Raw genomic sequence first — 26369 nt, 5'->3', positions numbered from 1 at the left:
CCTCGGCTTTTGCCGTGCGTCCCGGTAGCGGTACGGTCACGTGCGTAAGGTCACGTAGAAAGGGCGTCGATGGCGATTGCCAAGGCCGAGCGGCTGATGAATCTGGCCCTGTGCCTGCTGGGAACGCGGCGTCCGCTGACCAAACGGGAGTTGCGGGGCTCCATAGAGGCGTACCTCCAGGCCGACGCGGCCAACGACGAGGCGTTCAATCGCATGTTCGAGCGCGACAAGGACGATCTGCGCGAACTCGGCCTGGTCATCGAGACAGTGGAGGGCATCGACGGCGAGATCGGCTATCTCGCCCGCCGGGACAGCAACCGCCTCCCGCCGATCACCCTCGACGCCGAGGAGGCCGCCGCGCTCGGCCTCGCCGCCAAGGTCTGGCAGCAGGCCCGGCTCGCGGGCGCCGCCAGCGGCGCGCTCCAGAAGCTGCGCGCCGCCGGGATGCCGGTCGCCGAGGACCCGTACGACACACCCGGACACGGCGCGCTGGAGCCGCGCATCCCGGTCCATGAGAGCGCCTTCGAGCCGCTGATGCTCGCCTGCCGCGACCGCCGCCCCGTCGTCTTCGACTACCGCAAGGCCAACGCCGCGCGCCCCGAGCAGCGGCAGGTCGAGCCCTGGACCCTGGAGTGCTGGCGCGGTCACTGGTACCTCGCCGGATGGGACCGTGAGCGCGCCGCCGAGCGGGTCTTCCGGCTCTCCCGGATCACCAGCCGGGTCCGGCTGCGGTCCGGCTCGTTCACCGCCGAGGTGCCCGATCACGTCACCGTCCGGGAGACCGTGGAGACCTGGGCGGGCGAGACCGCCACCGGCACCGCCCGGATCAGGCTGCGTTCCGGCCACGGCTATCCGCTGCGGGCGAAGGCGCTGTCCACCCGGGCGGCCGGCGACGGCTGGGACGAGCTGGAGATCCCCTACGGGCACGGTCTGGACGCCTGGCTCGTGGAGTTCGGCCCGGACGTGGTCGTACTGGCGCCCGACGAGCTGCGGGCGGATGTCGTGGACCGGCTGCGCGCGGTCGCCAAGGACTGAGGGGACGGAGCGACTTCACCATGGCCGGAAACGCGATTGACCAGACCCGCCGGATGCTCTCCCTGGTCACCTATCTGCGCGAGCGCCCCGGCGCCCGCGTCGCCGATGTCGCACGGGCCTTCGGCATCAGCGAGGACGAGCTGATCGCCGACCTCGATGTGCTGCCGCTGTGCGGCACCAGCTTCCGCGGCGGCGATCTGCTGGACATCGACACCGACGGTGACCGGATCTGGTGGCACAACCCCGATGACGTCGCGGAACCGCTGCGGCTGGCCGCCGACGAGGCCACCGCGCTGCTGGTCGCCGCCCGCGCCGTCGCGACCCTCCCCGGGCTGCGTGAGAGCGACCGGGACGCGCTGCTGCGGGCCACCGCCAAGCTGGAGGCCGCGGCGGGCGAGGCGGCGGGCGCCAGCTCCCGGCTCTCGGTGATCTTCGAGTCGGAGGGCGGTGTCTTCGCCGAGGTCGACCGCGCCATCTCCGAGCGTCGCAGGCTGTGGCTGCGCTACTACTCGCCCGCGCGTGACGAGATCACCGAGCGCGAGGTCGACCCGATCCGGCTGTTCGCCGTCGGCCGCACCTATATGGAGGCCTGGTGCCGCCTCTCGGAGGCGCGGCGGACCTTCCGGCTCGACCGGGTGGCCGAGATCAAGCTGCTCGACGAGGCGTCCGATCCGCCGCCGATCGAGCTGCGCGATCTGTCGGACCTGGCCACCGGGCTGGTGCAGACCGGTGCCGAGGACCCCGAGGTGGTCGTCGAGGTCGGCCCCGGCGGGCGCTGGGTCGCCGAGTACTACCCGCACGACAGCGCGGAGGAGCTGCCCGACGGCGGTCTGAGGATCACGCTGCGCGCGCCCGACCCCGGCTCGCTGCGGCGGCTGGCCCTGCGGCTGGGCCGGGACGGCCGGATCGTCTCGCCGCAGGGGCTCGCGGACAGTGCCCGGGACGCGGCGCGACAGGCGCTCGCGGCGTACGGTGAGTGAAAGGACACACGCAGTGACCGCACGGGGGAGCGCCGCTTCGGTGGTGTTCAAGGCAGCCTGTCCGGAGTGCCGTGGCCGGTTCGAGCTGGCCGCGGGCGCGCTGCGGCTGGCGATCGGGGCCAGCGACCGCACCACCTTCTACTCCTTCACCTGCCCCGACTGCGGAACCGCGGTGCGCAAGCCGGCGGGGGAGCGGATCGTGGAGCTGCTCACCGGCGGCGGGGTGCGTACGCTGCGCCTGCACTCCACGGTCTAGGCTCTGGCGCATGCTCTGGCCGATGCTCGCCCTCGCCCTCGCCTTCTGCGGAATCGCCGTTCTCGCCGTGCTCTCGGTGCGGGTCTACGCCGAGGTCCGCAGGCTGGCCCGACAGGTCTCGGACAGCTCGCAGCGGATCACCCGGGCCGCCGAGGACCTGGAGCGGGCCTCGGCTCCGCTGGGGGCCCACGTCGACGGTCTGCGCCGGCGGTAGGGGCCACTCCGCGTCGGCGGCGGTCACGGTCCGTGGCCGATTCTCCGGTCGGACGGCGGCCGACGGGCACTCTGCTGAGTCACAGCCAAGGGGGGTACGCTGACAGTTCGTGGCCCTGGCAGCGAGGCGGAGGGCCGCAACCCGGAGTCCGCACGGGGATTGCCTCCGGTTCACCCCCGCGCGCTACGATCGCTGACAGCACGGCTGCCGGACACCTGTCCGACCGGTCGGGCAGCCCCACCCCCAGCCGCCTCGGTGAGAAGGTAGACGCTTATGTTCGGAAGGCTCGGCGCTCCCGAGATCATCCTCATCCTTGTCGTCGTCGTGCTGCTGTTCGGTGCGAAGAAGCTTCCGGACATGGCCCGCTCACTGGGCAAGTCGGCCCGTATCCTCAAGAGCGAGGCGAAGGCGATGAAGTCGGACAGCCAGCAGCAGAGCGCGCCGGCCGACCCGCCCAACCCCGGTCAGGACGACGCCACCCACCGCACGATCCAGGCCGCGCCCGGCGACGTGACCAGCTCGCGCCCGGTGTCGGAGCCGAGCGACACCACCAAGCGCTGACCCAGGGCCACGTGAAGGCGGCACGGACGGCCGCCACTGGACGCACGAGATGAGGACGTGGGTGCTCAAGTCTGCCCGCAAGAAGGAGAAGGACCCCGAGGGGCGGATGCCCCTGTCCGAGCACCTGCGTGAGCTGCGCAACCGGTTGCTCAAATCGGTCCTGGCGATCTGCGTGGTCACGATCGTCGCGATGTTCTACTACATGGACATCGCGAAGTTCCTGATGCAGCCGGTGCTGGACTCCGTCGGCTGTGGTGGGGTCTCGCTCTCCGACCTCTCGCAAAAGGGCGGCGACGGCCACGACTGCGCCTACTTCACCGTGAACGGTCTGCTGTCGCCGTTCACGATCATGCTGAAGGTCTCCTTCACGACCGGTCTGGTGGTGGCCACCCCGGTCTGGCTGTACCAGCTGTGGGCCTTCCTCGCCCCCGGACTGCACCGCAACGAGAAGAAGTACGGCCTGTTCTTCGTGGGCCTGGGCGTACCGCTGTTCGTCGGTGGCGCCTACTTCGCGTACATGATCCTCCCGACCAGCGCCAAGGTCCTCATCGGCTTCACCCCGGAGGGGGCCAACAACCTCCTCCCGCTGGACGACTTCCTCGACCTGCTCGCCCGCATGGTCGTCGTCTTCGGGCTCGCCTTCGAGCTCCCCCTGCTGCTGATCCTGCTGAACTTCACCGGCATCCTCACCGGACGCCGGATGCTCGGCTGGTGGCGCGCCATGATCATGGGCATCACGGTCTTCGGTGCCGTCGCCACCCCCAGCACCGACCCGATCGGCATGTTCGCCCTGGCCGGACCGGTCGTCGTGCTCTACTTCGGGGCCGTCGCCGTCGCCCTGGTCAACGACCGGCGCAAGGCACGCCGCAGGGCCGCCGACCCCGACTTCGGCCTGAGCGACGACGAGGCGTCCGAGCTGGACCTCACGCCCGAGGCCATCGGCGCGCCCGGCGCCGCGCCGGAGCTCACCGATGGGGACGACTCGGGTAACGCCCGGCGTAACGGCTACGACGACATCACCTAGCCGAACCTGGCCGTGCCCGGCCGCCCACCCGGTGGGCGGCCCGGTGGCCCGAACAAAGCCCCGATAAAGATCGCGTGCGCTGTCGGAGGTGGCCGGTAGGCTCGTAGATACGATGACCGACGAGCTATCTCCCGCCGAGCGCTATGCGGCGTCCCGCGTCCGGGCCGCCGAGCAGGCCACCGCGCTGGCCCCCTTCCGCGAGATGTACGACTTCGAGCTGGATCCCTTCCAGATCGAGGCGTGCAAGGCCCTGGAGGCCGGCAAGGGCGTGCTGGTGGCCGCTCCCACCGGCTCCGGCAAGACCATCGTGGGCGAGTTCGCCGTCCACCTGGCGCTGACCCAGGGCCGCAAGTGCTTCTACACCACGCCCATCAAGGCGCTGTCCAACCAGAAGTACACCGACCTGGTGAAGCGCTACGGCGCCGACCGGGTCGGCCTGCTCACCGGGGACAACAGCGTCAATTCCGATGCCCCGGTGGTCGTCATGACCACCGAGGTGCTGCGGAACATGCTCTATGCCGGCTCCCAGTCACTGCTCGGCCTCGGCCATGTCGTGATGGACGAGGTCCACTACCTCTCCGACCGGTTCCGCGGCGCCGTCTGGGAGGAGGTCATCATCCACCTCCCCGAGTCGGTGACGCTGGTGTCACTCTCCGCGACCGTCTCCAATGCCGAGGAGTTCGGCGACTGGCTCGACACCGTCCGCGGCGACACCGAGGTCATCGTCTCCGAGCACCGCCCGGTGCCGCTGTGGCAGCACGTCCTCGCCGGGCGCCGGATGTACGACCTGTTCGAGGAGAAGAGCGGCCGCGACGGCGACCAGGGCGGACGCCGCGAGGTCAACCCCGATCTGGTCCGGCTGGCCCGGATGGAGAACAGCCGCCCCAGCTTCGGCCGCGACAAGCGCCGCGGCCGCACCATGCGGGAGGCCGACCGGGAGCGCGAGCGCCGTCAGCGCAGCCGGATCTGGACCCCCGGCCGGCCCGAGGTCATCGACCGGCTCGACGCCGAGGGGCTGCTTCCGGCCATCACCTTCATCTTCAGCCGGGCCGGCTGCGAAGCCGCCGTCCAGCAGTGTCTCCACGCGGGGCTGCGGCTCAACGACGAGGCGGCGCGCCGCCAGGTGCGGGCCCTCGTCGAGGAGCGCACGGCCGGCATCCCCGACGAAGACCTCCATGTGCTGGGGTACTTCGAATTCCTGGAGGGCCTGGAGCGGGGCATCGCGGCCCACCACGCCGGAATGCTCCCCACCTTCAAGGAAGTCGTCGAGGAGCTCTTCGTCCGCGGCCTGGTCAAGGCGGTGTTCGCCACCGAGACCCTCGCGCTCGGCATCAACATGCCCGCCCGCTCGGTGGTGTTGGAGAAGCTCGTCAAGTGGAACGGCGAGCAGCACGTCGACATCACCCCCGGTGAGTACACCCAGTTGACCGGCCGGGCCGGGCGGCGCGGTATCGATGTCGAGGGCCATGCGGTGGTGTTGTGGCAGCGCGCCATGGACCCCGCCGCGCTCGCCGGGCTGGCCGGCACCCGGACGTATCCGCTGCGCTCCTCCTTCAAACCGTCGTACAACATGGCGGTCAACCTCGTCTCCCAGTTCGGCCGGCACCGCTCGCGCGAGCTGCTGGAAACCTCCTTCGCGCAGTTCCAGGCCGACAAGGCGGTCGTCGGGATCTCCCGGCAGGTGCAGCGCAACGAGGAGGGGCTGGCCGGCTACCGCGAATCCATGACCTGCCATCTCGGCGACTTCGACGAGTACGCGCGGCTGCGCCGCGAGCTCAAGGACCGCGAGACCGAGCTGGCCCGGCAGGGCGCGGCCCAGCGGCGCGCGGCCGCCGCGGTCGCCCTGGAGAAGCTCCGCCCCGGCGATGTCATCCATGTGCCCACCGGCAAGTTCGCCGGCCTCGCGCTGGTGCTGGACCCCGGGCTGTCCGCCGGGCGGGTGGGCGGCCACCGCGGCATGGAGTACCACGACGGGCCGCGGCCCCTGGTGCTCACCGCCGAGCGGCAGGTCAAGCGGCTGGCGGCGATCGACTTCCCGGTCCCGGTCGAGCCGCTGGACCGGATGCGCATCCCCAAGTCGTTCAATCCGCGCAGCCCGCAGTCCCGCCGCGACCTGGCCTCCGCGCTGCGCACCAAGGCCGGTCACCACGAGGTGCGGCGCCACCGCAAGGAGCGCTCGCCCGCGGCCGACGACGCCGAGATCAGCCGGCTGCGCCGGGCCATCCGCGCCCACCCCTGCCACGGCTGTGCCGACCGCGAGGACCACGCCCGCTGGGGCGAGCGCTACCACCGGCTGCTGCGCGACACCCGGCAGCTGGAGCGGCGCATCGAGGGCCGTACGAACACCATCGCCCGCACCTTCGACCGGATCTGCTCCCTGCTGACCGAGCTGGACTATCTGCGCGGCGACGAGGTCACGGACGAGGGCAAGCGGCTGGCGCGGCTGTACGGCGAGCTGGACCTGCTGGCCAGCGAGTGCCTGCGGGAGAGCGTCTGGGAGGGGCTGGCCCCCGCGGAGCTCGCGGCCTGTGCCTCCGCGCTCGTCTACGAGGCGCGGTCGGCCGATGACGCGCTGCCGCCCAAGCTGCCCGCCGGCCGGGCCAAGGACGCGCTCGGCGAGATGGTCCGCATCTGGGGGCGGCTGGACGCCCTGGAGGAGGATCACCGGATCAACCAGACGGAGGGCGTCGGCCAGCGTGAGCCGGATCTGGGGTTCGCCTGGGCCGCCTACCGCTGGGCTTCCGGACACGGGCTCGATGAGGTGCTGCGGGAAATCGACATGCCCGCCGGTGACTTCGTGCGCTGGACCAAGCAACTGATCGATGTGCTCGGCCAGATCGCCGCGGCGGCCCCGGAGGGCACGGTGGCACGCAACGCCCGCCGTGCGGTGGACGGGCTGCTGCGCGGGGTCGTGGCGTACTCCTCGGTCGGCTGACGGGCTGACGGGCTGACGGGCGGGACCGGCTGACGGGCGGTCCCGCCCATCAGGCGGGGTCGTAGACGTAGGGCAGGGCGTTGCTGTTCCCGGCCGGGGTGTGGGCCACCACGTTCACCGTGCCGGGCGCCCCGGGCGGGGAGGTCGCGACGACCTGGGTGTCGGAGATCGCCGAGAACGAGGCCGGGACTCCGCCGAAGGTCACCGCGTCGGTGTAGGTGAGATTGCTGCCGACCAGCACGATGGAGTCGCCCCCGACCTCCGAGCCATGGGCGGGATTGAGGCTGGTCAGGATGGGTGCCCCGAGATAGGTGTAGTACGGATTCCCGGTGGCCGCCGTGCTGGTGCCGCCCGGGGTGGTGACGGTGACGACGACCGTGCCGGACCCGGCCGGCGCGGTCGCGGTCAGCTGGCTGTCGGAGACCACGGTGATGGCGGTGGCCTGATTCGCCCCGAAGCTCACCGCGCTGGTGAGGGTCAGATTGCTGCCGAAGACGGTGACGGTGTTGGCCCCGGCGGCCGGGCCGAAATGGGGCGACAGATCGCTGACGGTTGGGGCGGTGATGTAGAAGTACGGCAGCGGATTGCTGGTGCCGCCGGCCGTGGTGACCGTGACATTGACCGAGGACGGTGGCCCGGCGGGCGCGGTGACGGTGATTTGGGTGGCGGTGTTGGTGAGGATCGTCGCCGGGTTCAGCCCGAACGTCACCGAGGTGGCACCGGCCAGGTTGGTGCCGGTGAGGGTGACGGTGTTTCCGCCGGTGGTGGGGCCTGAGGTGGGGTTGAGGGTGGTGAGGGTGGGTGTGGGGGTGGGGGTGTAGGTGTAGGGGAGGGGGTTGCTGGTGCCGCTGGGGGTGGTGACGGTGACGTTGACTGAGGATGGTGGCCCGGCGGGTGCGGTGGCGGTGATGGTGGTGGCGGTGTTGGTGAGGATGGTGGCGGGGTTGGGGCCGAAGAGGACTTGAGTGGCGGCGGTGAGGTTGGTGCCGGTGAGGGTGACGGTGTTTCCGCCGGTGGTGGGGCCTGAGGTGGGGTTGAGGGTGGTGAGGGTGGGTGTGGGGGTGGGGGTGTAGGTGTAGGGGAGGGGGTTGCTGGTGCCGCTGGGGGTGGTGACGGTGACGTTGACTGAGGATGGTGGCCCGGCGGGTGCGGTGGCGGTGATGGTGGTGGCGGTGTTGGTGAGGATGGTGGCGGGGTTGGGGCCGAAGAGGACTTGGGTGGCGGCGGTGAGGTTGGTGCCGGTGAGGGTGACGGTGTTTCCGCCGGTGGTGGGGCCTGAGGTGGGGTTGAGGGTGGTGAGGGTGGGTGTGGGGGTGGGGGTGTAGGTGTAGGGGAGGGGGTTGCTGGTGCCGCTGGGGGTGGTGACGGTGACGTTGACTGAGGATGGTGGCCCGGCGGGTGCGGTGGCGGTGATGGTGGTGGCGGTGTTGGTGAGGATGGTGGCGGGGTTGGGGCCGAAGAGGACTTGGGTCGCCCCGGCCAGGTTGGTGCCGGTGAGGGTGACCGTGTTGCCCCCCGCGGTGGGGCCCGAGGTCGGGCTGAGCGAGGTGAGGACCGGTGCCGCCACTGTCGTATAGGTGAAGAACACGTTCTGGGTGCTGGTCCCCGTCGGCCCGGTGACCGTGACCTTCACCGTGCCGGTCCCCGCGGGCGTCCTGGCCGTGATCTGCGCGGCGCTCACGACCACCACGTCGGTGGCCAGATTGGGACCGAACCTGACCGCGGTGGCGCCGGTGAAACCGGAGCCGGTGAGGGTGACGAAGGTGCCCCCTGCTGGAGCACCTTGGGTGGGACTGATGCTGGTCACTACGGGGGCCATGATGCTCTTCTCCTTCTCGTACCGCCTGGGACGGCCGCGCCCCGGCCGGCGATCGTCGGCCAGGGCGCGGGGCGCCGCCGCCGTCCGCGCCACGCGACGCGGACGGCGGCGACTCGGTGGTCGTGCGTACCGTCGGTGCCCGGTCGTCCCGGACGGTCAGGTCACGGTGAAGGCCACGGCGTTGGAGGTGCCGCCGCAGGTGGCGACCGTGATGGTCCCGGCGCCGAGGGCGAGTCCGGCGGGCACGGTGGCGACGAGCTGGGTGTCACTGATGGGCGTGAAGACCGCGGTGGCGGTGGCGGCCGCGCTGTCGGTGAAGGTGACGTTCGCGACGTTCACGAAGCCGGTTCCGGTGATGGTGATGGGGTCTCCCGCCGAGCCGGTCGTGGGCGCCACCGTGGTGATGGCGGGGGCGAGGTAGTAGTCGATCAGAGTGGTGCCCGATGGGCTGGTCCCGCCGGCGGTGGTGATGGTCACCGGTTGGGTCGACACCGTGCCGACCTGGCCCGGGTTGGCCGGTGCGGTGAAGGCGACCTGGGTGGACTGGGTGGGGGTGACCGCCACATTGCCGACGGTGCCGACCCCGACTTGTGTTCCGGTCAGGAAGTTGGTGCCGAACAGTGTCACCGCGCCACCGGTGGCGGCCGGGACGCAGCTGACGCTCAGCGCCGTGGTCGTCGGCGAGGCGATGACGAAGAACGGCAGGGCGTTGCTGGTGGCGCCGGCGCTGCTGGTGACGCTGACCGAGACCTGGCCGGAGCACGGCGCCGAATTGGGCACGACGAAGGTGACCTGGGTGGCGGTGACGGACGCCGGGGTGACCGCCGCCGAACCGAAGTTGACCCTCGTCGTGGTGGCCATGGCGGTGCCGTTGATCTGGACGGTGTCCCCGGGCTTGCCCTGGTTGGTGGTGGTCGTCGTATCCACCAGCGAAGTGATGGTTGCCATGATCGTTCTCCTTCGGTCGTACCGGTCCGCCGGGGATGCGCACGGGCGGCGAGCCAATGGCTGAGGCGGCCCGCGACCGCGTGGGAGGCCCCGGCGGGGCGGGGAAGGGCGCGTGAAAGACCCGTTGCCTCGGGGCCGGCACCTGGGGGCGGGTCGTTCGATGGGAAGCGACTCGGCGCCAGAGCACGGGGCGCCGTCAATCTCGCTGTCACCGATTTAAGCGATCGGGTGAAGGATGCGACAGGTGCAATTGGTGCATCGAGGCGTTTATGTGTAAGTAGGGTTAAAAACTCTGGGCGCCGTAATACCTACCGTTGTGCGCTCCTCGGGACCGCGAACGCGCGAGCGTGCGAGTGCGCGGGTGGGTGCGCGGCCCAGTGGGTGCGTGGGTGCGTGGGGACGCAAAAGGGCGGGTGGACGGCATCAGCCGTCCACCCGCCCGTCGTACGCGTCAGCGCCGGTGCGGTGTGCTACGCCGCGGCCTCGTCGGAGCCCGCCCCCTCCTGCTCGGCCTCGACCTGCCGGTTCCACTCCCGCTTCGACGCCTGCCAGCCGTCCTCGTCATGGCCGCGCCGCCAGTAGCCGGAGATGGACAGCCACTCGCGCGGGATCTGCCGCTCGACGCGCAGATGGCGGCGGATCTCCTTCACGAAGCCCGCCTCGCCGTGGACGAAGGCGTGCACCTGGCCGGCCGGGAACTCCAGCCCCTGGACGGCCGCCACCAGCGCCTCGCCGACCGGTGCGCCGCCCCGGTGCAGCCAGCTCACCTCGGCTCCGTCCGGCACGGTGAGCTTCAGCTCGTCCTTCTCGTCCGCGACCTCGATGAAGACGTGCACCGGCGGCTGGGCCGCGCCGTCCGTACCGGGCGCGGTGGCGGTGAGCCGCTCCAGCGCGGTGGCGATGGCGGGCAGTGCGCTCTCGTCGCCCGCGAGCAGATGCCAGTCGGCCTCGGCGCTGGGGGCGTAGGCGCCGCCCGGCCCCATGAAGTAGATCTCCTCGCCCGGCTGGACCCGGGCGGCCCACGGTCCGGCGAGCCCCTGGTCGCCGTGGGTCACGAAGTCCACGGTCAGCTCGCGGGCCGCCGGATCCCAGGCCCGTACCGTGTACGTACGGGTGACCGGCCACTGGTCGCGGGGGAAGTCGGCGCGGATCTTCTCCAGGTCGAACGGCTCGGGGTAGGTGGCGCCCCCGGACGGGAAGAGCAGCTTGATGTAGTGGTCGGTCCACTCGCCCGCGTGGAACTCGGCGAGGCCGTCGCCGCCCAGGACGACCCGCACCATATGCGGGGTGAGCCGGTCGGTGCGCACCACCTGTGCGCGGTGCGGCGTGCGCGTCCTGCGGGCCGGACGGTCTGCCATGGCGGCCTCCCTGATCAAAAAGAGTTAGGGTTACCTAACCTAACAGCTCATCCCTCGAGAGTGGAAAGAAGCCTGCGCAAAGATCCGCCCAAGCCCCAGCGCTCCGCCAGCGCCGCCACGGCCGCGGGGTCGCGCGGGGACCGCGGGAGCGCCGGGTCGAAGGCCGGCAGGGCCACGTCCGGGGCGACCCGCACCACCCTCGGGGCGACCTCGACATACGCCCGCGCCTCGGCCAGCCGCTTGCGCTGGGTGGGGGTCAGCTTGGCGGTGGGATCGTCGACGGCGGCCATGATCCCGGCCAGATCGCCATGGGCGGCCAGCAGCTTGGCGGCGGTCTTCTCGCCGATCCCGGGCACGCCCGGCAGTCCGTCGCTGGGGTCGCCGCGCAGCAGCGCCAGATCCGCGTACCCCGAGCCGGCCACCCCGTACTTCTCGCGCACGTAGGACTCGTCGACCAGGAGCAGGGTGCCCACGCCCTTGACGGGGTAGAGCACCCGCGCCCCGCGCTCGTCGTCCACCAGCTGGAACAGGTCGCGGTCGCCGGTGACGATGTCGACCGGACCGGCCGCCCGTCCGGTGAGCGTGCCGATCACATCGTCGGCCTCGTAGCCCGCGGCGCCCACCCGGGCGATGCCGACCGCGTCGAGCACCTCGTCGATCACCGGGACCTGCGGGGAGAGCGTATCCGGCACCTCCTCCACGTCCACCCCCGCCCCCGCCGGGGCCTCCTCGGCGACCCGGTGGGCCTTGTACGTGGGGATCAGCTCGACCCGCCAGGCCGGGCGCCAGTCGAAGTCCATGCAGGCCACCAGGTCGTCCGGGCGGTGGTCCTGGACCAGCCGGGCGATGAAGTCGAGCAGCCCGCGCACGGCGTTCACCGGGGTGCCGTCGGGGGCCCGGACCGAATCCGGCACACCGAAGTAGGCCCGGAAGTAGAGGGAGGCGGTGTCGAGGAGCATCAGGCGTCGCGTCACGTCCCCGATCATGCCTTACCCCACTGACGGCAATAAAGCGATAATGTGAACTGGGTCACTCTTTAGTTTGCGCCACAACGATCGGGGCAGGCGCGCGTCCGGAGCGGACCCGTTCAGTAATTCAACTATTGCGGCGGCCCGCGGTCGGATACCGCACCGCTCCACGACCCGCCGGCGGGGGTGGCGGGTCGTTTTTTGGTGCGATTTGAGAGGTACACGTGGCCAAACTGCGAGCCGAGGGCCTGTACAAGGTATTCGGCAGAAGATCTGACGAGGCGGTGTCGAAGCTCGAGGGCGGCGCGGACCGCGACGAGCTTCGCGCGAACGGTACGACAGCAGCGGTCATCGATGCCTCCTTCGCCGTTGACGAGGGGCAGATCTTCGTCGTCATGGGCCTGTCCGGATCCGGTAAGTCCACCCTGCTGCGCATGCTGAACGGGCTGCTGGAGCCGACCGCGGGACGCGTCCTCTTCGACGACGACGACCTGACCGCACTCAGCCCCAGGGATCTGCGCCAGGTGCGCTCCCACAAGATCAGCATGGTCTTCCAGCACTTCGCCCTCTTCCCGCACCGCAGCGTGCTGGAGAACGCCGCGTACGGCCTCGAGGTGCAGGGCGTGCCCCGCGAGGAGCGCGTCCGGCGCGCCACCGAGGCGCTGGAGCTGGTGGGCCTGGCGGGCTGGGAGAAGTCCTGGCCCGATGAGCTCTCCGGCGGTATGCAGCAGCGCGTCGGCCTCGCCCGCGCGCTGGCCACCGACGCCGATCTGCTGCTGATGGACGAGTCCTTCAGCGCCCTCGACCCGCTGATCCGCCGCGATATGCAGGACCAGCTGCTCCAGCTGCAGAAGCGGCTCAAGAAAACCATCGTCTTCATCACCCACGATCTGAACGAGGCCATGCGGCTCGGCGACCACATCGCCGTGATGCGCGACGGCCGGATCGTCCAGATAGGCACCGCCGAGGACATCCTGGTCACCCCGGCCAACGACTACGTCGCCTCCTTCACCCAGGACGTCGACCGCAGCCGGGTGCTCACCGCCGGCGCGATCATGGCCGAGCCGAGTGAGGCGCTGGGCACCGAGACCGACGACGGCACCGCGCTCCGTACCGAGCAGGACGTGCTGGCGGCCGCCCCCGCCACCGTCACCACGGACACCCCGATCATCGAGCTGTTCGGGCCCTGCTCGCGCAGTGGCGTCGCGGTCGCCGTCACGGGCGACGACGGCGGGCTCGTGGGCGTGGTCACCCGCGCCCGGCTGCTCGCCGTCCTCGGCGATCCGGACCCCGGACCCGACGGGGTGATGCCACCGGGTGGCGGCGGGCCGGACGTGCCCCAGGCCGCGAAGAAGGTGATCACCGGTGCCTAGGCTTCAGCTCGGCGACTGGATCAACTCCGGCGTCAACTGGCTCCGAGACAATCTGAGCTGGCTCTTCGACTTCATCTCCACCGTCGTCCAGGGCATGTACGACGCGGTGAACAGCGTGCTCAGCGCCCCCGAGCCGCTGCTGCTCGCGGGCATCCTCGCGCTGCTCGCCTGGTGGCTGCGCGGGCTGCTGCCCGCCGTGCTCGCCTTCGTGGGATTCGCGGTCATCGACTCGATCGAGTTGTGGGGCGAGGCGATGAACACGCTCGCACTGGTGCTGGTCGCCGGTGTGATCACCATCGTGCTCGCGGTGCCGCTGGGCATCTGGGCCTCGCGCAACCGCGCGGTGAGCGCCGTGATCCGCCCGGTGCTGGACTTCATGCAGACGATGCCCGCCTTCGTCTACCTGATCCCCGGCATCTTCTTCTTCGGCCTCGGGGTGGTCCCCGGCGTCGTCGCCACCGTCATCTTCTCGATGCCCCCGGGCGTCCGCATGACGGAACTGGGCATCCGCCAGGTGGATGCGGAGCTGGTCGAGGCGGCCGACGCCTTCGGCACCCATCCGCGCCGCACCCTGCTGCGCGTCCAGCTGCCGCTGGCCCTGCCCACCATCATGGCGGGCGTCAACCAGGTGATCATGCTGGCGCTGTCCATGGTCGTCATCGCCGGCATGGTCGGCGCCGAGGGCCTGGGCTCCACCGTCTTCCAGGCGATCAGCTCCGTCGACGTCGCCATGGGCTTCGAGGGCGGTATCGCGGTGGTCATCCTGGCCATGTACCTGGACCGGATGACCAGCGCGCTCAATCAGCGCGTCTCCCCGCTGGCCCGCCGTGCGCTGGCCAAGGAGCAGGCCAGGGCGGTCAGCGGCCTCAAGGTGCTGCGCTGGCGCCCCGCGACCTCCGTCGCCATGGTCGGCGTCGTCGTCCTGGCGCTGGTCGCCGGCGGGATGCAGATCTTCTCCGGCGACGAGGACGGCGCCAAGGTCTCCGCCAACGTCGGCAAGGGCCAGTCGGTCAACCTCGGCTACATCAACTGGGACGAGGGCGTCGCCTCCACCTTCCTGTGGAAGGAGCTCCTGGAGCAGCGCGGCTTCAAGCCGAAGGTGCAGTCCTACGACGTCGGCGCGCTGTGGACCGGTATGGCCGCCGGCAACATCGACCTGCAGACCGACGGCTGGCTGCCGGCCACCCACGCCGCGTACTGGTCCAAGTACAAGAGCAAGCTGGAGAACCTCGGCTCCTGGTACGGCCCCACCTCCCTGGAGGTCGCGGTGCCCTCGTACGTCAAGGGCGTGAAGACCCTGGACGACCTCGAGAAGAAGTCGTCCACCTTCAAGGGGAAGATCATCGGCATCGAGCCCGGCGCCGGTGAGATGAAGCTGATGCAGGACAAGGTCATGCCGGCCTACGGCCTGGACAAGAACTTCACCCTGGTCAAGGGCTCCACCGCGGCCATGCTCTCCCAGCTGGACCGCTCCTACGCCAAGCAGGAGCCGATCGCGGTCACCCTGTGGTCCCCGCACTGGGCGTACGACAAGTACAAGCTCACCAAGCTGGAGGACACCAAGGGCGCCTTCGGCAAGGGCGACCACATCGACACCATCGCGCGCAAGGGCTTCTCCAAGGAGAACCCGCAGGTCGCCCAGTGGATGAAGAACTTCAAGCTGACCGAGGAGCAGCTCACCAGCCTGGAGTCCGCGATCCAGGACGCCGGTAAGGGCAAGGAGCAGGAGGGCGTGCGCGCCTGGCTCAAGAAGAACCCCGGCATGCTCAACAAGCTCGCCCCGGTGCCCGGCGCCGAGCAGAAGGGCAAGGACGCCGGAGCCGCGCCCCAGATCGGCTACTTCCCCTGGGACGAGGACGTCGCCACCACCTACCTGTGGAAGAACGTCCTGGAGCGGCGCGGCTACAAGCCGTCGATCAAGCAGTACGACGTCGGCTCCATGTTCACCGGGATGAGCAGCGGGCAGGTCGACGTGGAATTCGACGCCTGGCTGCCGGTCGGCCAGAAACAGTACTGGGACAAGTACAAGGAGAATCTGGTCGATATCGGTCCCTGGTACGACAAAACCTCTCTCGATATCGCCGTGCCGTCCTATGTCAAGGACGTGAAATCCCTGGCGGATCTGAAGGGCAAGGGGTCCACCTTCAAGGGGAGGATCATCGGCATCGAACCGGGCACCGGTCAGATGAAGATGCTCAAGAACAAGGTGCTGCCGGCGTACGGCCTGGACAAGGAGTACAAGGTCAGCGACGGCTCCTCGCCGGCCATGCTCGCGCAGCTGGAGCGCTCGTACGCCAAGCACGAGCCGGTCGCGGTTGTCCTGTGGACCCCGCACTGGGCGTACAGCAAGTACCAGATCACCAGGCTCGCCGACCCGAAGAAGGCGTTCGGGGCCAACAACGAGATCCGTTCGCTCGGCCACAAGTCCTTCCCGAAGAAGTACCCGGAGTTCTACGGGTGGCTGAAGAAGTGGCACATGACCAACCAGGAGCTGGCGAGTCTGGAACAGGCCGTCCAGGAGGCCGGTAAGGGCAATGAGGAGAAGGGTGTCCAGAAGTGGATGGACGCCCACCCCGGCATCGTCGACAAGATGGCGCCGGTGGCGTCCTGACCCACCCGGTGGTGTCCTGATCCACCCGGTGGTGTCCTGACCCACCGCACCACCACGTACGTACGGCGCCGCGGCCCGGAGCACCCGCTCCGGGCCGCGGCGCCGTACGGTGGAGCGATGAGCCCCCGCACCCCCGTACGGCGCGTGGTGTCCCTCGTGCCCTCGCTCACCGAGGCCGTCGCCGCCACCGCACCCGAGCTGCTGACCGGGGTGACCGACTGGTGCACCCATCCGCCCGACCTGGCCGCGGAGCGGATCGGCGGCACCAAGAACCCCGACACCGCCCGGATCGCCGCCCTCGCACCGGACCTCGTGATCGCCAACGAGGAGGAGAACCGCCCGTCCGACCTGGCCGCGCTGCGCGCCGCGGGTCTCGAGGTCCTGGTGACCGAAGTGCGCACGCTGGAGCAGGCGTTCTCCGAGCTGGCCCGGGTCCTGGTGCGCGGCTGCGGACTGGACCGGCCCGGCTGGCTGGACGCGGCCGAGGCCGCCTGGGCGGACGTACGGGCCCCGGGCCCGGCGCGACACGCGGTCGTACCGGTGTGGCGGCGGCCGTGGATGGTGCTGGGCCGGGACACCTTCGCCGGTGACGTCCTGGCCCGGCTGGGTGTCCGGCACCTCTACAGCGCGCATCCCGAGCGTTACCCCCGCGTCCCGATCCAGGAGCTGACGGCGCGGGACGCGGATCTGGTGGTGCTGCCCGACGAGCCGTACCGCTTCACCGCCGACGACGGCCCCGAGGCGTTCCCCGGCCTCCCGGCGGCCCTGGTCAGCGGCCGCCACCTCACCTGGTACGGCCCTTCGCTGGCCGAGGCCCCCGCCGTCCTGACGGCCGCGCTGTCGGCGGCGCGGTGAGGTGCGACGGCCGCACGCCGTCACCAGCGGCCCCGGCGGGGTGCTCCATCAACGCTTCATCAGCCCTCCACCGCGCAGCACGAATCGCGCCGCAGCCGCCGCCCCACCTCCAGCCACTCCTCCGCCGGCCTCCCGTGCGGTGCCGCCGTGGCACCGGCCCCCGGGAAGGACCCGACCAGCTCGCGCCGCTCGTACGGCACCCCGCCCCGCAGCACCGACACCGTCCGTACCAGCGTGTCGAAGTCCGTGAAGGGATCGCCGTCCACCACCGTCAGATCGGCCAGCTTCCCGACCTCCAGGGTCCCCAGGTCGCGGTCGGCGCCGAAGGCCCGCGCCGGCAGGACGGTCGCCGTGCGCAGCGCCTCCTGCGGCGACAGTCCGAACCGGTGCAGGGCGCGCAGGGCCAGATGCAGATGGAGGCCCACCGGCACCAGCGGCTGGTCCGTCCCCAGGGCGACCACCCCGCCCCCGGCGAGCACGCTCCGGTAGAACCCGACCTCGGTGCGCAGCGTGGTCAGCTGCGCCTCGGTCGGGGGCGTCCCGGCGAGCTGCCGCACGAGCGCGGTGTCCCAGGGCGGCATCAGCCGGGTGACCCGGTCGTCCTCGGCCAGCGAGGGGTCCGCCCCGACCAGGGGTGCGGCCGTGAACGGCGTGGCGATGAGCCGGAAGTCGGAGGTCGCGGTGTAGATCTCCGTCACATCCTGGCGGGAGTGCCCGGTGGCCGTCGTGGCGTGGCCGTACTCCAGCCGCTGGGTGGCCTGAAGATGGGTCGTCAGGTCCTGTCCGAGCTGTATGCCCGGTGAACACAGATGGCTGCCGGTACGCACACCGAGCCGCTCGTGCGCGAACCGGGCCGCCTCCTCCATGATCCACCCCGGTGCGCGGACGTACGTCTTGACGAAGTCCCAGTCGAGCGCGGCACCGCGCTCCAGGGAGCGCCGCAGACCGTCCCGGGTGCGATGCGCCCGGCCCATGCTGTACGCGACGCGCGGTCCGTCCAGCAGCTCGCCGGTGGTCAGCAGCCGAGGCCCGGCCAGGGCCCCCGCCGCGACGGCCTCCCTGAGCCGCGCCTGCTCATAGGCGAAGCCGCCGAGGGAGACCGCGGTGGTGATGCCGTAGGCGAGCTGGAGGGCGGTCTGACGGCCGCCGTAGGTGTACTGCCAGGGATGCGTATGGGCGTCCCACAGCCCCGGGACGACGGTGTGGCCGGAGGCGTCCACGCGCCGCTTCGCGGGCCGCCCGGCCCGGTGCGCCGTCACGGCCGCGATGCGTCCGCCGCGTACCACGATGTCCACGTCCTCGCGGACCGTGCCGCCCTTACGGCCGTCACGACCGCCGCCGCCGTCACGACCGCCGCGGCCGTCACCTCCGGTGCCGTCGCCTCCCGTGCCGTCCCAGAACCGTCCGGCGTGGACGACGGTGTCCGCGGGGCTCGGCCGTCGGTGGTCCAGCGGGACGCGGACCGTCCGGGCGGTGCCGCTCGCGACGTCCAGCAGCCGCAGCCGCCCAGCCGACAGATACAGGACGTGGCGGGAGTCCCCGGACCAGGAGGGGTGGTCGGCGGCCTCGTCGGTCACCCGGCGCGGCGCCCCGTCGGGGGTGCCGTCGGCGCTGACCGGCAGCAGCCACAGGGCGGACTCGACGATGAGCGCCATATGGCGGCCATCGGGGGACCAGACCGGTCCGGAGTCATAGCGGTCGGAGAGGGAGGTGTGCGGTGCGACGGCGTACTGCCTGGCCGTACCGCTGCTGGTGTCGATCACCCGGATCAGGTTGTAGCCCTCGCGGAACCGCTGGTTCAGCCGGTTTCGGTCGCACAGGGCGACATAGCGGCCGTCGGGCGACCAACTCGGCCGGCCGGGCAGCCCGCCGGCGCCCATCGGCGCGGCGAGCACCCGTTCCGTACCGGCGTCGAGATCGCGCAGGACCAGGTTTCCCGACATGTCGACACTGGCGAGCCGCTTGCCGTCGGGGGCGAGCGCCGGGTGCACCCTGCCGCCGGAGGCCAGCAGGGTCTCCTCGCCCGAGGCGAGGTCCCGGCGCCGCACGGCCAGCAGCCCGTCGCGGTCGTCGGCGTACACCAGGGCACGTCCGTCGGGCGTCCAGGTGGGGGCCAGCAGATACCGGGTGGGGGCGGCCCGGACGGCCCGGCGCGGGGCGCGGCCGCCGGCGACATCGGCGACCCAGAGGGAGTTGAGGGCGGCGAAGGCCACCTTACGGCCGTCGGGGGAGAGCGCGGGCAGATGCAGCCCGCGCACCGGCCGCACACCGCCCCCGTCGAAGTCGTACCGCTTGACCCGGTACCGGGGCCGGTCGACCGGGAGGGAGGCGGAGAAGGGGATCTCCTCATACGCGAGGCCCTTACGGACGGGACTACCAGCGACGGACTGCTCACCGTTGGGCCGCTCACCGGTGGGTTCCTCCCTGGCTGACCGTTCCCCGGCTGACCGTTCCGCTCCCGCCCGTATCACCGAGTCCACCCGCATCACCGAGTCCCCCCGGAACACCCGGAACACCCGGAACCGCCCGTCGACGGTGAGCAGCAGCTCCTCCCGCGACACCCACCGGGGCGGCACGGGCTGCACATCCCCCGTGACCGCCACCGGCTCCCCGGCCACGACCAGCGCGCAGGAGGCGGCGGGAGCGGCCGTGGTCCGCAGATAGGCGAGGTGGCCGTCGGCCGACAGGGACGGCGTCATCACCTGGCCGCCGGTGGTGGGGTCGGTGTGCTCGACCGTGACCGGACCGGCGCCGTCGGCCCGTACGGAGGCGACCGTACGGGCGTCCAGCGCCGTCCCGGCGAGCGCACCGCGCACGAACAGCACCCGTTCGCCGTCCGGGGACCAGGCCGGGTCGAAGTCCTCCCAGGCGCCGTCCTGGAGCGGCCCGTCCTGGCCGCCCACCCCCGTGAGCCGGGTGAGCTCGCCGGTGGCCAACTCCAGCACCCAGATCCGGTACGGGCTGCCCGCCACAGGGTCGCCGCCGCGCTCGGAGGCGAAGGCGATCCGGGTGCCGTCCGGCGACCAGGCCGGACCTCGGTCGTCCCACGGACCGTCCGTCCGCTGCCGCAGACCGGAGCCGTCGGGGCGCAGGGTCCAGATATGGAATCCGCCGCCCCGGTAGGCGCAGACGGCCAGCAGCTCGCCGTCGGGGGAGTGGACCGGCCGGGTGGGCTCGAGCTCGGGCGGGGTGAGCGGGACGGCCTCGCCGCCCTTACGGGGGACCGACCACAGGACGTTCTGCACCTCGGCGATCAGACGGTCGCCGGAGGGAGAGAGGGTCGCGGCGCCGTTGGTGGCGGCGGTGAAGGAGAGCGAGACCGGCCGGCCCGACGCGGCGGTGGCCGTCTCCAAGGGCAGTGCGGCCGTGGTGGCGGCGGCGGTGCCCACGGCGGCGGCCTGGAGAAAACGCCGCCGCGACAGGGCGGAAGCGGAATGGGCGGAGAGCGGAGCGTTGTGCGTGTCCAAACGGTCCTCCTGGAGCAAGGGATGTGCAGGGATCAGGAGTTGCCAGGTGGTACGCCAAGCGTTTGAGCGTTACACACCCCGCGCCCCGGAGGACAGAACCGCGTCGATGCCCTTGGCGTGCGGCTCCAGCGAAGGGAGAGTGGGCTTCCCGACCGCAACGATTCACACGGACTCCAAGCCGCACCAGGAGATGAAAAGGCATGCCCGACGGCGGTATCACCCACCGCACCGACCACCTGCCCATGCCCGACGGGGTGCAGGTCGCGACCTACACCTGGCTGCCGGAGAGCGGCACCCCGCGCGCGATCGTCCAGATCGCCCACGGCGCCGCCGAACACGCCCGGCGCTACGACCGGTTCGCCCGCTTCCTCGCCGCGCACGGCTATGCGGTGGTCGCCTCGGACCACCGCGGCCATGGGGCCACCGCCGAGTCGACGGGCGGCTTCGGTGTCGTGGGCGAGGAGGGCGACGGCTGGCGGGCGATCGTCTCGGACCTGCGCACCGTCGGCGACCGCACCCGGACCGCGCACCCCCGCGTCCCGTTGTTCCTGCTCGGCCACAGCATGGGCTCGATGCTGGCCCGCGACTGCGCCCAGGAGTACGGCCAGGAGCTGGCCGGGCTGATCCTCTCCGGAACCTTCCGCTCACTGCCGGGGAGCGAAACCGAGGAGGCGCTGGAGCGCATCGGCCAGGAGATCGCGGAACGGGGCCGGACCGCCCCGTCCACCTTCACCCCGACGCTCTTCGCCTCGTTCAACGATCCGTACGAGTTCACGACGGGCTTCGAGTGGCTCTCGCGCGACGCGGCGGAGGTGGCCGCGTACGCGGCGGACGAGCGGTGCGGCTTCGCGTTCAGCGCTGGTCTGTCCCTGGACTGGGTCCGTGGCGTCCGTAAGATCAACGACCCACGCCACCAGTCCCGTATCCCCACCGCGCTGCCGGTGCATCTGGCAGTGGGCACCGAGGACCCGTGCAACCAGGGGATGACGCTCGTCTACGAACTCCTCGAGGACTTCCGCTACGGCGGCACGCGGCAGCTGAGCTGGAAGGGGTACCAGGGGGCCCGGCACGAGATCCTCAACGAGACCAACCGGGACGAGGTCCAGCAGGACCTGCTGACCTGGCTGGAAAAACACCTCTGAACCACCACATCGCGCCTCAGCGCAGAAAAACGCAGATGCCCCCGCGCGCCGCCGCCGGGCCCAGCCCCCGCCCCGCGAGACGCTCGGCGATCATGCCGTAGCGGCGCCGGGCCGGCCACGGCGGCCGGCGGCACCGCAGATGACATTGGGTAATCACCAACGTACAGTAAGTGAAACCCGCAGGTGATCCCGTCGGCCTCCCGATCTTCACCCCCGGTGGCAGCAACCACCCCCTGAAGTGCGGTATTGTTCTTCATGCGCGGTCGGCGAGGGGAAAGCCCAAACCGAACGAGCACCGGGACGTGGCGCAGCTTGGTAGCGCACTTGACTGGGGGTCAAGGGGTCGCAGGTTCAAATCCTGTCGTCCCGACCAGCGTTTTCGCGGGTCGAAGGCCGTTTCCGCGGGTAGTGGAGGCGGCCTTAACCGTTTCCGGGCTGGGAGCGATGGGGAGCCCTCTGGGAGCCCTCGTGCTCCCAACTCGCAGACGTGTCAACGGTGCCCGATTCGTCCTTCACCCGATCCGGTAGATGTACAGCGCCGTACCGCAACCCTGCCTGCCGTCGTCAACCGTGGGCCCATGCGGTCACCCCATCGATTCAGGTGCTCTCTGCATCGAGAGGCATAAGGACCCCTTGTCGGCTTTCGACCCCCTTTCGAGGTGGGAGCGTGATGTCGTGCTCCCCATGCGACAGGGGAGAGGCCGCGGGCTGACCACCTCGGACGGCCCGTCTCCGCGGGCAGTCGGCGCTTGGGAGTCCCGGTCGCGGGGTGCCCGCAGCGTCAAGGCGAGGCAAAGCCCCTTGGCGTCCGCCGGTAGATAGGGCACTCCCAGGGCGTGAGCGCCGTATCCGGCTGTGGTGCGCGGTAGCGAGCAGTCCGCAGAGGCATCATCGATGGCAAAACCGTAGCTCGACATCCCGCCCAAAGACCTTGTTGTCGCTCCTGTGGTGCCGGAAGTCCGTGTTGCTCTATGCGATCCGCAGCGTGGTCGAGAATGAGGAAATTGCCGTGGTGGCCGTGTCCTTGAGGTCCACCGAGCAGGTCGGTGTGGTTGGCGCGGTCGTTGGCGGCTGAAGACCGTCTTGCCGAGTCGGTGCTGCGGCACGGTGGGGCTCATTGTTTCAGGAAGGCGGGCAGGGGGAGTTTGGGCTCCGGGGAGGGTGCGGCCGCGCAAGGACTGGTCGGTTCGGGGGTGGCGGTCGATCCGTTTTGGGCAGTTGACCGACGGGCCGCAAGAGTAGCTGGGCGTCGTGCCTGATGTCGGTGTCGGCGCTGCCGGGATGATCTCTGTCTGATCGGCTCAGCGGCTGGACGATCGGATTACCTGGAATCTCTTGTGATTCTCCATGCTACTTATGTCCCATGAAACTCATGAATCACAATGCGCCGTTGCTATCCATTCGTCGCTCCCCGTACCTTCGAGAATAGTTTATCTAAGGGAGGGGGCCTTGATGCTCGGGTCGGAGGATGCGGATGGGTTACACTCGACGTACAGGATTGCAGTTGCCGAGTTTAGCATAAAAGAGGCTGGCCTAAAGGAGGCTCGGACGATACAGAGGATCCTCTTCTTAGTCCTCTTGGGTTCGTTCGCCCTGACGGTGATACTCGTCTACACCGCTTTCGTTGGCCTTTGGAAGGCGGATGGCGGGATCACTCGATAGATTTCCGTGGTCATCTTCAACATCGTATGAATTGCTTGCAGGTATGAGCTGTTCGTAAATCGCAAAAAGGTGGTCGCTAAGACGACGGCATTCCGCGACGCGCTGCAGGACCGCCAGTCGGCAGCGGCTGAACTTCCTCTCGATGTCGCATCGGGCTTGCGTGTCTACCGGGAAGCATCGCTCGATGTCATCGACTCCTACCGTACGCGAGCGAGCCGCAACAGGCGCGTGCACAACTTATTCCAGCTGATCATCATTAGCGGGTCGATCGTGGTCTCCACCCTCACAGCGATGAACGAGGGATCCAACAGTGCCTTTTCGATCGCCACATCAACACTGAGTGCACTGGTAGGCGTCTCTGCCGGAGTCACCGGCTATTTCAAGTTCCGAGAGCGTGGCACCACCTCACAGGCGACGGCAGATGAGATCGAAAAGAATTACAACGCCAGCCAGTTCCAGCTTGACGAGTACAACGGGATGGATGAGCGCCAGCGACTCATCCGGTATGCCGGAACCGTCGAACGGCTGAAGGAGGAACAGCGTAAACGTGAACTTCAACTTGAGCAGAGCACCTCACGTGACGAGCGCTCGGCCTGATGGGCAGCAATGGTAAAGGTGCCGCACACCGGCGTCGCTGTGAGCGGGCCGTATCGCTCACGGTGGTGCGGTGGGCGCTGGCGCCGGGTCGGCAGTGGCGTACCCGACGGCTGCTGGTTGCTCACGGGCCTTCCCTGTCCTATGAGGTTGCCTGGTGCTTGGTCGCGCTCGCCGACGACCCGGCCAACCTGCCCTATGTGCGTCGGCGTATCCACCCCGCGCTTGGCGTGCTGCCGGGGGTGGTGGTCGATGTGTGGACGCAGATCGGCTTGGCGGAACAAGAACGGCGTCGGGCCTGGCTTATCCGGCACCGCCGGACACCGCCGCACCTGCTGGGGGTCCCTGAGGAACTCATCGAGCTGGCTGGCCTGCGCGTCACTGAGTGGTCACTGCCCCCGGACGTGTCATCGATATCACTGGTCGTGCAGCAAAGGCCCCGGCCGGGCGGTGCGGACTGACAGGGCGCCAGTGAGCCCTGCTGGGCATGCTCCGCGAGATTGCCACCCGGCGCGGACGTCCTCGGTGTCGCCGACCACCTGACCGGTGCATGGGCCACTCAGCTCGTCCGCAACCTGCTCATGGACTTTGGGACAGCGCTGGCCGCTCCCGGTTCCTGATCCGTGACCGGGACAGCAAGTTCACCGCCACGTTCGGCGCCATCTTCGTCGGCAACGGCACGGCCGTCATCCCGACCCCACCGCAAAGCTCCCGGTCCAACGTGTTCGCCGGGCGATGGATACGCACAGCCCGCGCCGAATGCACCGACCGAATCCTCATCACCGGCGAACGACACCTCCGTGCCGTCCTCACCACGTACGCCGAGCACTACACCACCGGACGGGCCCACCGCAGCCTCGACCTACGGGCCCCAGGCGATCGCCCGGGCGTCATCCCCCTGCCCGCTTCGGTAGTCCGACGGCGACAGCTACTCGGCGGCCTGTTCGACGAGTACCACACCACGCCACCTCACGACGTTTCCATCCACAAGAAGCACCCAGCTCAGCCGCCTGATCGGAATATTGACACCCTTCAGGGGAGGAGATCCGGGTAGTCAGTGGCTTTGACGTCCCGGTCCCGGATTAAGAACTTCGCCTGCGACTTGGAGGTACATGGCCATGTTCCGGGCGAGTTGAGTGAGCCGGGCGGCGGTGGAATGTGTGCTCTACCTCGGTCGATGGCGGCCAAGGGCAGTCCCGGGTGTCACGTACTGGGTGCGCTGGTCGACACGGTGCAGAGACGGTTGGGGGAGGGCAGAATAGGAGTTCACAAGGGCGCGGGCGAGGGAGCGTTGCGAGTGAGGCCGGGCAGGCAACAGAAGCTGGCCGAGGACACGGGCGAGGCGCATGCCGTGGACGGGGCACTCGCAAACAGCGGTGTCCTGAAGGTCGCCGGGGATCTGGTCATGGGGCAGCGCCGCTCAGCGGCCCCGCGCTCGGGCTATCTGCACGAGGTCGCTCAGCTCGCGGCCGCCCAGTTCGAGGGCCGAGCCGCCGAGCTGGCGGCCATGGCCGCGTTCTCCACCGCACCCGCCGGTGTCCAGAGGGACCAGGGAGGCGATGCGTGCCCGGCCTACTGGCGATGGCTGGCGCCGGCGTGGTCTGGGAAGACCGCGCTCATGGCGCAGTTCGCGCTGCACCCTCCGCAGGGCGTGGATGTGCTGGCCTTCTTCATCACTGCGCGTGCCGCCGGCCGCTCGGACAGGACCGCTTTCCTTGCGGCTCTGCAGGGGCAGTTGCGGGAGTACCTGTGCGACGCTGACGTGGACTGCGCCTCCCAGGGCCAGTTCCTCGACGCCCTCGAACGTGCCGCAGACAGAGCCACGGCCGAAGGCAGACAGCTGGTCCTAGTGGTCGACGGACTCGACGAGGACACCGGCGTCGAGTCGGCCAGCAGCGGTTACAGCATCGCGGCGCTGCTGCCGCGTGTGCCGCCTCCGGGACTGCGGATCGTCGTGGCCGGCCGTCCGAATCCGCCTGTCCCCAGTGACGTACTGGAGAACCACCCGCTCCACAGCGCGCGCATCAATCACCTGCTGGCACCTTCACCTGAGGCCCAGGCGCTTCGGAAGGCTGCGGAGCGCGACCTTCATGCCCTGCTGACTGGTGGTGGGCCCGGGCGGGAGGTGGCGTGCCTGATCGCCGCCGCCAACGGTGGTCTGAGCGCCCAGGACCTGGCCGACCTCATGGGTGAGGTGAGCGCCTGGGAGGTCGAAGAGGTCCTCGGTGGGTCATTGGGCCGGTCCTTCCAGCATCGGCCGGCCCTATGGCCGGCTCCCGGCGATCAACCGGCGCATCTGTTCTTCTTCGCCCACGAAGAGCTGCAACAGGGCGCTGTGAGGCGCATCTCCCGGGCAGCGCTGGAGAGGTACCGCGCGCGGGTGCACGCCTTTATCGATGCCTGGCATGAGGCCTGCTGGCCACCTGACACGCCGGAGTACGCCCTCGTCGGCTACCCACAGATGTTGCGTAATCTGGCGGACACCACTCGTCTCACCGCACTGGCGACCGATGCGGTGCGACACGAGAGACTGTGGGAGACCACGGGCTCCGACACCGAGGCGCTAG

Annotated in this window: 19 protein-coding genes and 1 tRNA gene; 15 read left to right on the top strand and 5 right to left on the bottom strand. The window is 70.1% G+C overall.

What is annotated here, in order from left to right; genetic code table 11:
- The first annotated feature begins 69 nt into the window (after window positions 1-69).
- From PS467_RS09700 to PS467_RS09670, 7 genes are all read left to right on the top strand, one after another.
- Entirely contained in the window at window positions 70-1035 is a 966-nt protein-coding gene (locus PS467_RS09700) for a helix-turn-helix transcriptional regulator (RefSeq protein WP_268971036.1), read from the top strand.
- Window positions 1036-1055: 20 nt separating this feature from the next.
- The gene (locus PS467_RS09695; RefSeq protein WP_268971035.1) at window positions 1056-2015 is read left to right on the top strand and encodes a helix-turn-helix transcriptional regulator; all 960 of its coding nucleotides are present in this window, start codon (window positions 1056-1058) and stop codon (window positions 2013-2015) included.
- 13 nt (window positions 2016-2028) lie between these two features.
- The gene (locus PS467_RS09690) at window positions 2029-2271 is read left to right on the top strand and encodes a hypothetical protein (RefSeq protein ID WP_268971034.1); all 243 of its coding nucleotides are present in this window, start codon (window positions 2029-2031) and stop codon (window positions 2269-2271) included.
- Between the two features lie 10 nt (window positions 2272-2281).
- Window positions 2282-2485: a hypothetical protein gene (locus tag PS467_RS09685; protein WP_311034926.1), complete on the top strand. Its 204-nt coding sequence runs from the start codon at window positions 2282-2284 to the stop codon at window positions 2483-2485.
- 273 nt (window positions 2486-2758) lie between these two features.
- Window positions 2759-3046 carry a Sec-independent protein translocase subunit TatA gene (gene tatA, locus PS467_RS09680; RefSeq protein ID WP_268971032.1) on the top strand — a complete coding sequence of 96 codons (288 nt, stop codon included), beginning with the start codon at window positions 2759-2761 and terminating at the stop codon, window positions 3044-3046.
- A gap of 61 nt (window positions 3047-3107) precedes the next feature.
- Window positions 3108-4070: a twin-arginine translocase subunit TatC gene (gene tatC / locus PS467_RS09675; RefSeq protein ID WP_311034925.1), complete on the top strand. Its 963-nt coding sequence runs from the start codon at window positions 3108-3110 to the stop codon at window positions 4068-4070.
- Between the two features lie 112 nt (window positions 4071-4182).
- Window positions 4183-7005, top strand: coding sequence for a DEAD/DEAH box helicase (locus tag PS467_RS09670; protein WP_311034924.1), 2823 nt, complete (start codon window positions 4183-4185; stop codon window positions 7003-7005).
- Window positions 7006-7054: 49 nt separating this feature from the next.
- On the opposite strand, the gene PS467_RS09665 is transcribed toward PS467_RS09670, so the two are convergent.
- The 4 genes from PS467_RS09665 to PS467_RS09650 all read right to left on the bottom strand — a co-directional run bounded on the left by PS467_RS09665 (window position 7055) and on the right by PS467_RS09650 (window position 12089).
- Window positions 7055-8824 (bottom strand): beta strand repeat-containing protein, encoded by a 1770-nt coding sequence (locus PS467_RS09665; RefSeq protein WP_311034923.1) that lies wholly within the window; start codon window positions 8822-8824, stop codon window positions 7055-7057.
- Window positions 8825-8980: 156 nt separating this feature from the next.
- Entirely contained in the window at window positions 8981-9772 is a 792-nt protein-coding gene (locus PS467_RS09660; protein ID WP_311034922.1) for a choice-of-anchor Z repeating domain-containing protein, read from the bottom strand.
- A 470-nt stretch (window positions 9773-10242) separates the two neighbouring features.
- A complete protein-coding gene (locus tag PS467_RS09655) occupies window positions 10243-11130 on the bottom strand; it encodes a siderophore-interacting protein (RefSeq protein WP_311034921.1) in 888 nt (295 codons plus the stop codon).
- A 47-nt stretch (window positions 11131-11177) separates the two neighbouring features.
- Entirely contained in the window at window positions 11178-12089 is a 912-nt protein-coding gene (locus tag PS467_RS09650; protein WP_432280729.1) for a 5'-3' exonuclease, read from the bottom strand.
- A 233-nt stretch (window positions 12090-12322) separates the two neighbouring features.
- On the opposite strand from PS467_RS09650, the gene PS467_RS09645 reads away from it, so the two are divergent.
- From PS467_RS09645 to PS467_RS09635, 3 genes are all read left to right on the top strand, one after another.
- On the top strand, window positions 12323-13471 hold the full coding sequence (locus PS467_RS09645) for a quaternary amine ABC transporter ATP-binding protein (RefSeq protein ID WP_311034919.1): 1149 nt from the start codon (window positions 12323-12325) through the stop codon (window positions 13469-13471).
- A complete protein-coding gene (locus tag PS467_RS09640; RefSeq protein ID WP_311034918.1) occupies window positions 13464-16082 on the top strand; it encodes an ABC transporter permease/substrate binding protein in 2619 nt (872 codons plus the stop codon). Before PS467_RS09645 ends, PS467_RS09640 begins: the two co-directional genes overlap by 8 nt.
- A 117-nt stretch (window positions 16083-16199) precedes the next feature.
- Window positions 16200-16937 carry a helical backbone metal receptor gene (locus PS467_RS09635; protein ID WP_311034917.1) on the top strand — a complete coding sequence of 246 codons (738 nt, stop codon included), beginning with the start codon at window positions 16200-16202 and terminating at the stop codon, window positions 16935-16937.
- 59 nt (window positions 16938-16996) lie between these two features.
- On the opposite strand, the gene PS467_RS09630 is transcribed toward PS467_RS09635, so the two are convergent.
- A complete protein-coding gene (locus PS467_RS09630) occupies window positions 16997-20404 on the bottom strand; it encodes an amidohydrolase family protein (RefSeq protein WP_311034916.1) in 3408 nt (1135 codons plus the stop codon).
- A 200-nt stretch (window positions 20405-20604) separates the two neighbouring features.
- On the opposite strand from PS467_RS09630, the gene PS467_RS09625 reads away from it, so the two are divergent.
- From PS467_RS09625 to PS467_RS09605, 5 genes are all read left to right on the top strand, one after another.
- Window positions 20605-21546 (top strand): alpha/beta hydrolase, encoded by a 942-nt coding sequence (locus tag PS467_RS09625; RefSeq protein WP_311034915.1) that lies wholly within the window; start codon window positions 20605-20607, stop codon window positions 21544-21546.
- A 296-nt stretch (window positions 21547-21842) separates the two neighbouring features.
- Window positions 21843-21919 (top strand) — tRNA-Pro (locus PS467_RS09620).
- A gap of 1358 nt (window positions 21920-23277) precedes the next feature.
- Window positions 23278-23805 (top strand): DUF4231 domain-containing protein, encoded by a 528-nt coding sequence (locus PS467_RS09615; RefSeq protein WP_311034914.1) that lies wholly within the window; start codon window positions 23278-23280, stop codon window positions 23803-23805.
- Window positions 23806-23963: 158 nt separating this feature from the next.
- Window positions 23964-24263, top strand: coding sequence for a hypothetical protein (locus PS467_RS09610; protein ID WP_311034913.1), 300 nt, complete (start codon window positions 23964-23966; stop codon window positions 24261-24263).
- A 26-nt stretch (window positions 24264-24289) separates the two neighbouring features.
- Window positions 24290-24856, top strand: a complete 567-nt coding sequence (locus PS467_RS09605) for an integrase core domain-containing protein (RefSeq protein WP_311034912.1) — start codon at window positions 24290-24292, stop codon at window positions 24854-24856.
- The last annotated feature ends 1513 nt before the right edge of the window (window positions 24857-26369 follow it).

This window comes from Streptomyces luomodiensis (assembly GCF_031679605.1).
GTDB classification, from domain to species: domain Bacteria; phylum Actinomycetota; class Actinomycetes; order Streptomycetales; family Streptomycetaceae; genus Streptomyces; species Streptomyces luomodiensis.
The sequence above is the reverse complement of the archived record's forward strand: the minus strand, read 5'-3'. Positions and strand labels throughout refer to the sequence as shown.

Coding starts and splice junctions, on each gene's coding strand:
- PS467_RS09670 (WP_311034924.1), top strand. CDS start 4,183: ATGACCGACGAGCTATCTCCCGCCGAGCGCTATGCGGCGTCCCGCGTC.
- PS467_RS09695 (WP_268971035.1), top strand. CDS start 1,056: ATGGCCGGAAACGCGATTGACCAGACCCGCCGGATGCTCTCCCTGGTC.
- PS467_RS09660 (WP_311034922.1), bottom strand. CDS start 9,772: ATGGCAACCATCACTTCGCTGGTGGATACGACGACCACCACCAACCAG.
- PS467_RS09605 (WP_311034912.1), top strand. CDS start 24,290: ATGCTCCGCGAGATTGCCACCCGGCGCGGACGTCCTCGGTGTCGCCGA.
- tatA (WP_268971032.1), top strand. CDS start 2,759: ATGTTCGGAAGGCTCGGCGCTCCCGAGATCATCCTCATCCTTGTCGTC.
- PS467_RS09700 (WP_268971036.1), top strand. CDS start 70: ATGGCGATTGCCAAGGCCGAGCGGCTGATGAATCTGGCCCTGTGCCTG.
- PS467_RS09625 (WP_311034915.1), top strand. CDS start 20,605: ATGCCCGACGGCGGTATCACCCACCGCACCGACCACCTGCCCATGCCC.
- PS467_RS09650 (WP_432280729.1), bottom strand. CDS start 12,089: ATGCTCCTCGACACCGCCTCCCTCTACTTCCGGGCCTACTTCGGTGTG.
- PS467_RS09665 (WP_311034923.1), bottom strand. CDS start 8,824: ATGGCCCCCGTAGTGACCAGCATCAGTCCCACCCAAGGTGCTCCAGCA.
- PS467_RS09635 (WP_311034917.1), top strand. CDS start 16,200: ATGAGCCCCCGCACCCCCGTACGGCGCGTGGTGTCCCTCGTGCCCTCG.
- PS467_RS09655 (WP_311034921.1), bottom strand. CDS start 11,130: ATGGCAGACCGTCCGGCCCGCAGGACGCGCACGCCGCACCGCGCACAG.
- PS467_RS09685 (WP_311034926.1), top strand. CDS start 2,282: ATGCTCTGGCCGATGCTCGCCCTCGCCCTCGCCTTCTGCGGAATCGCC.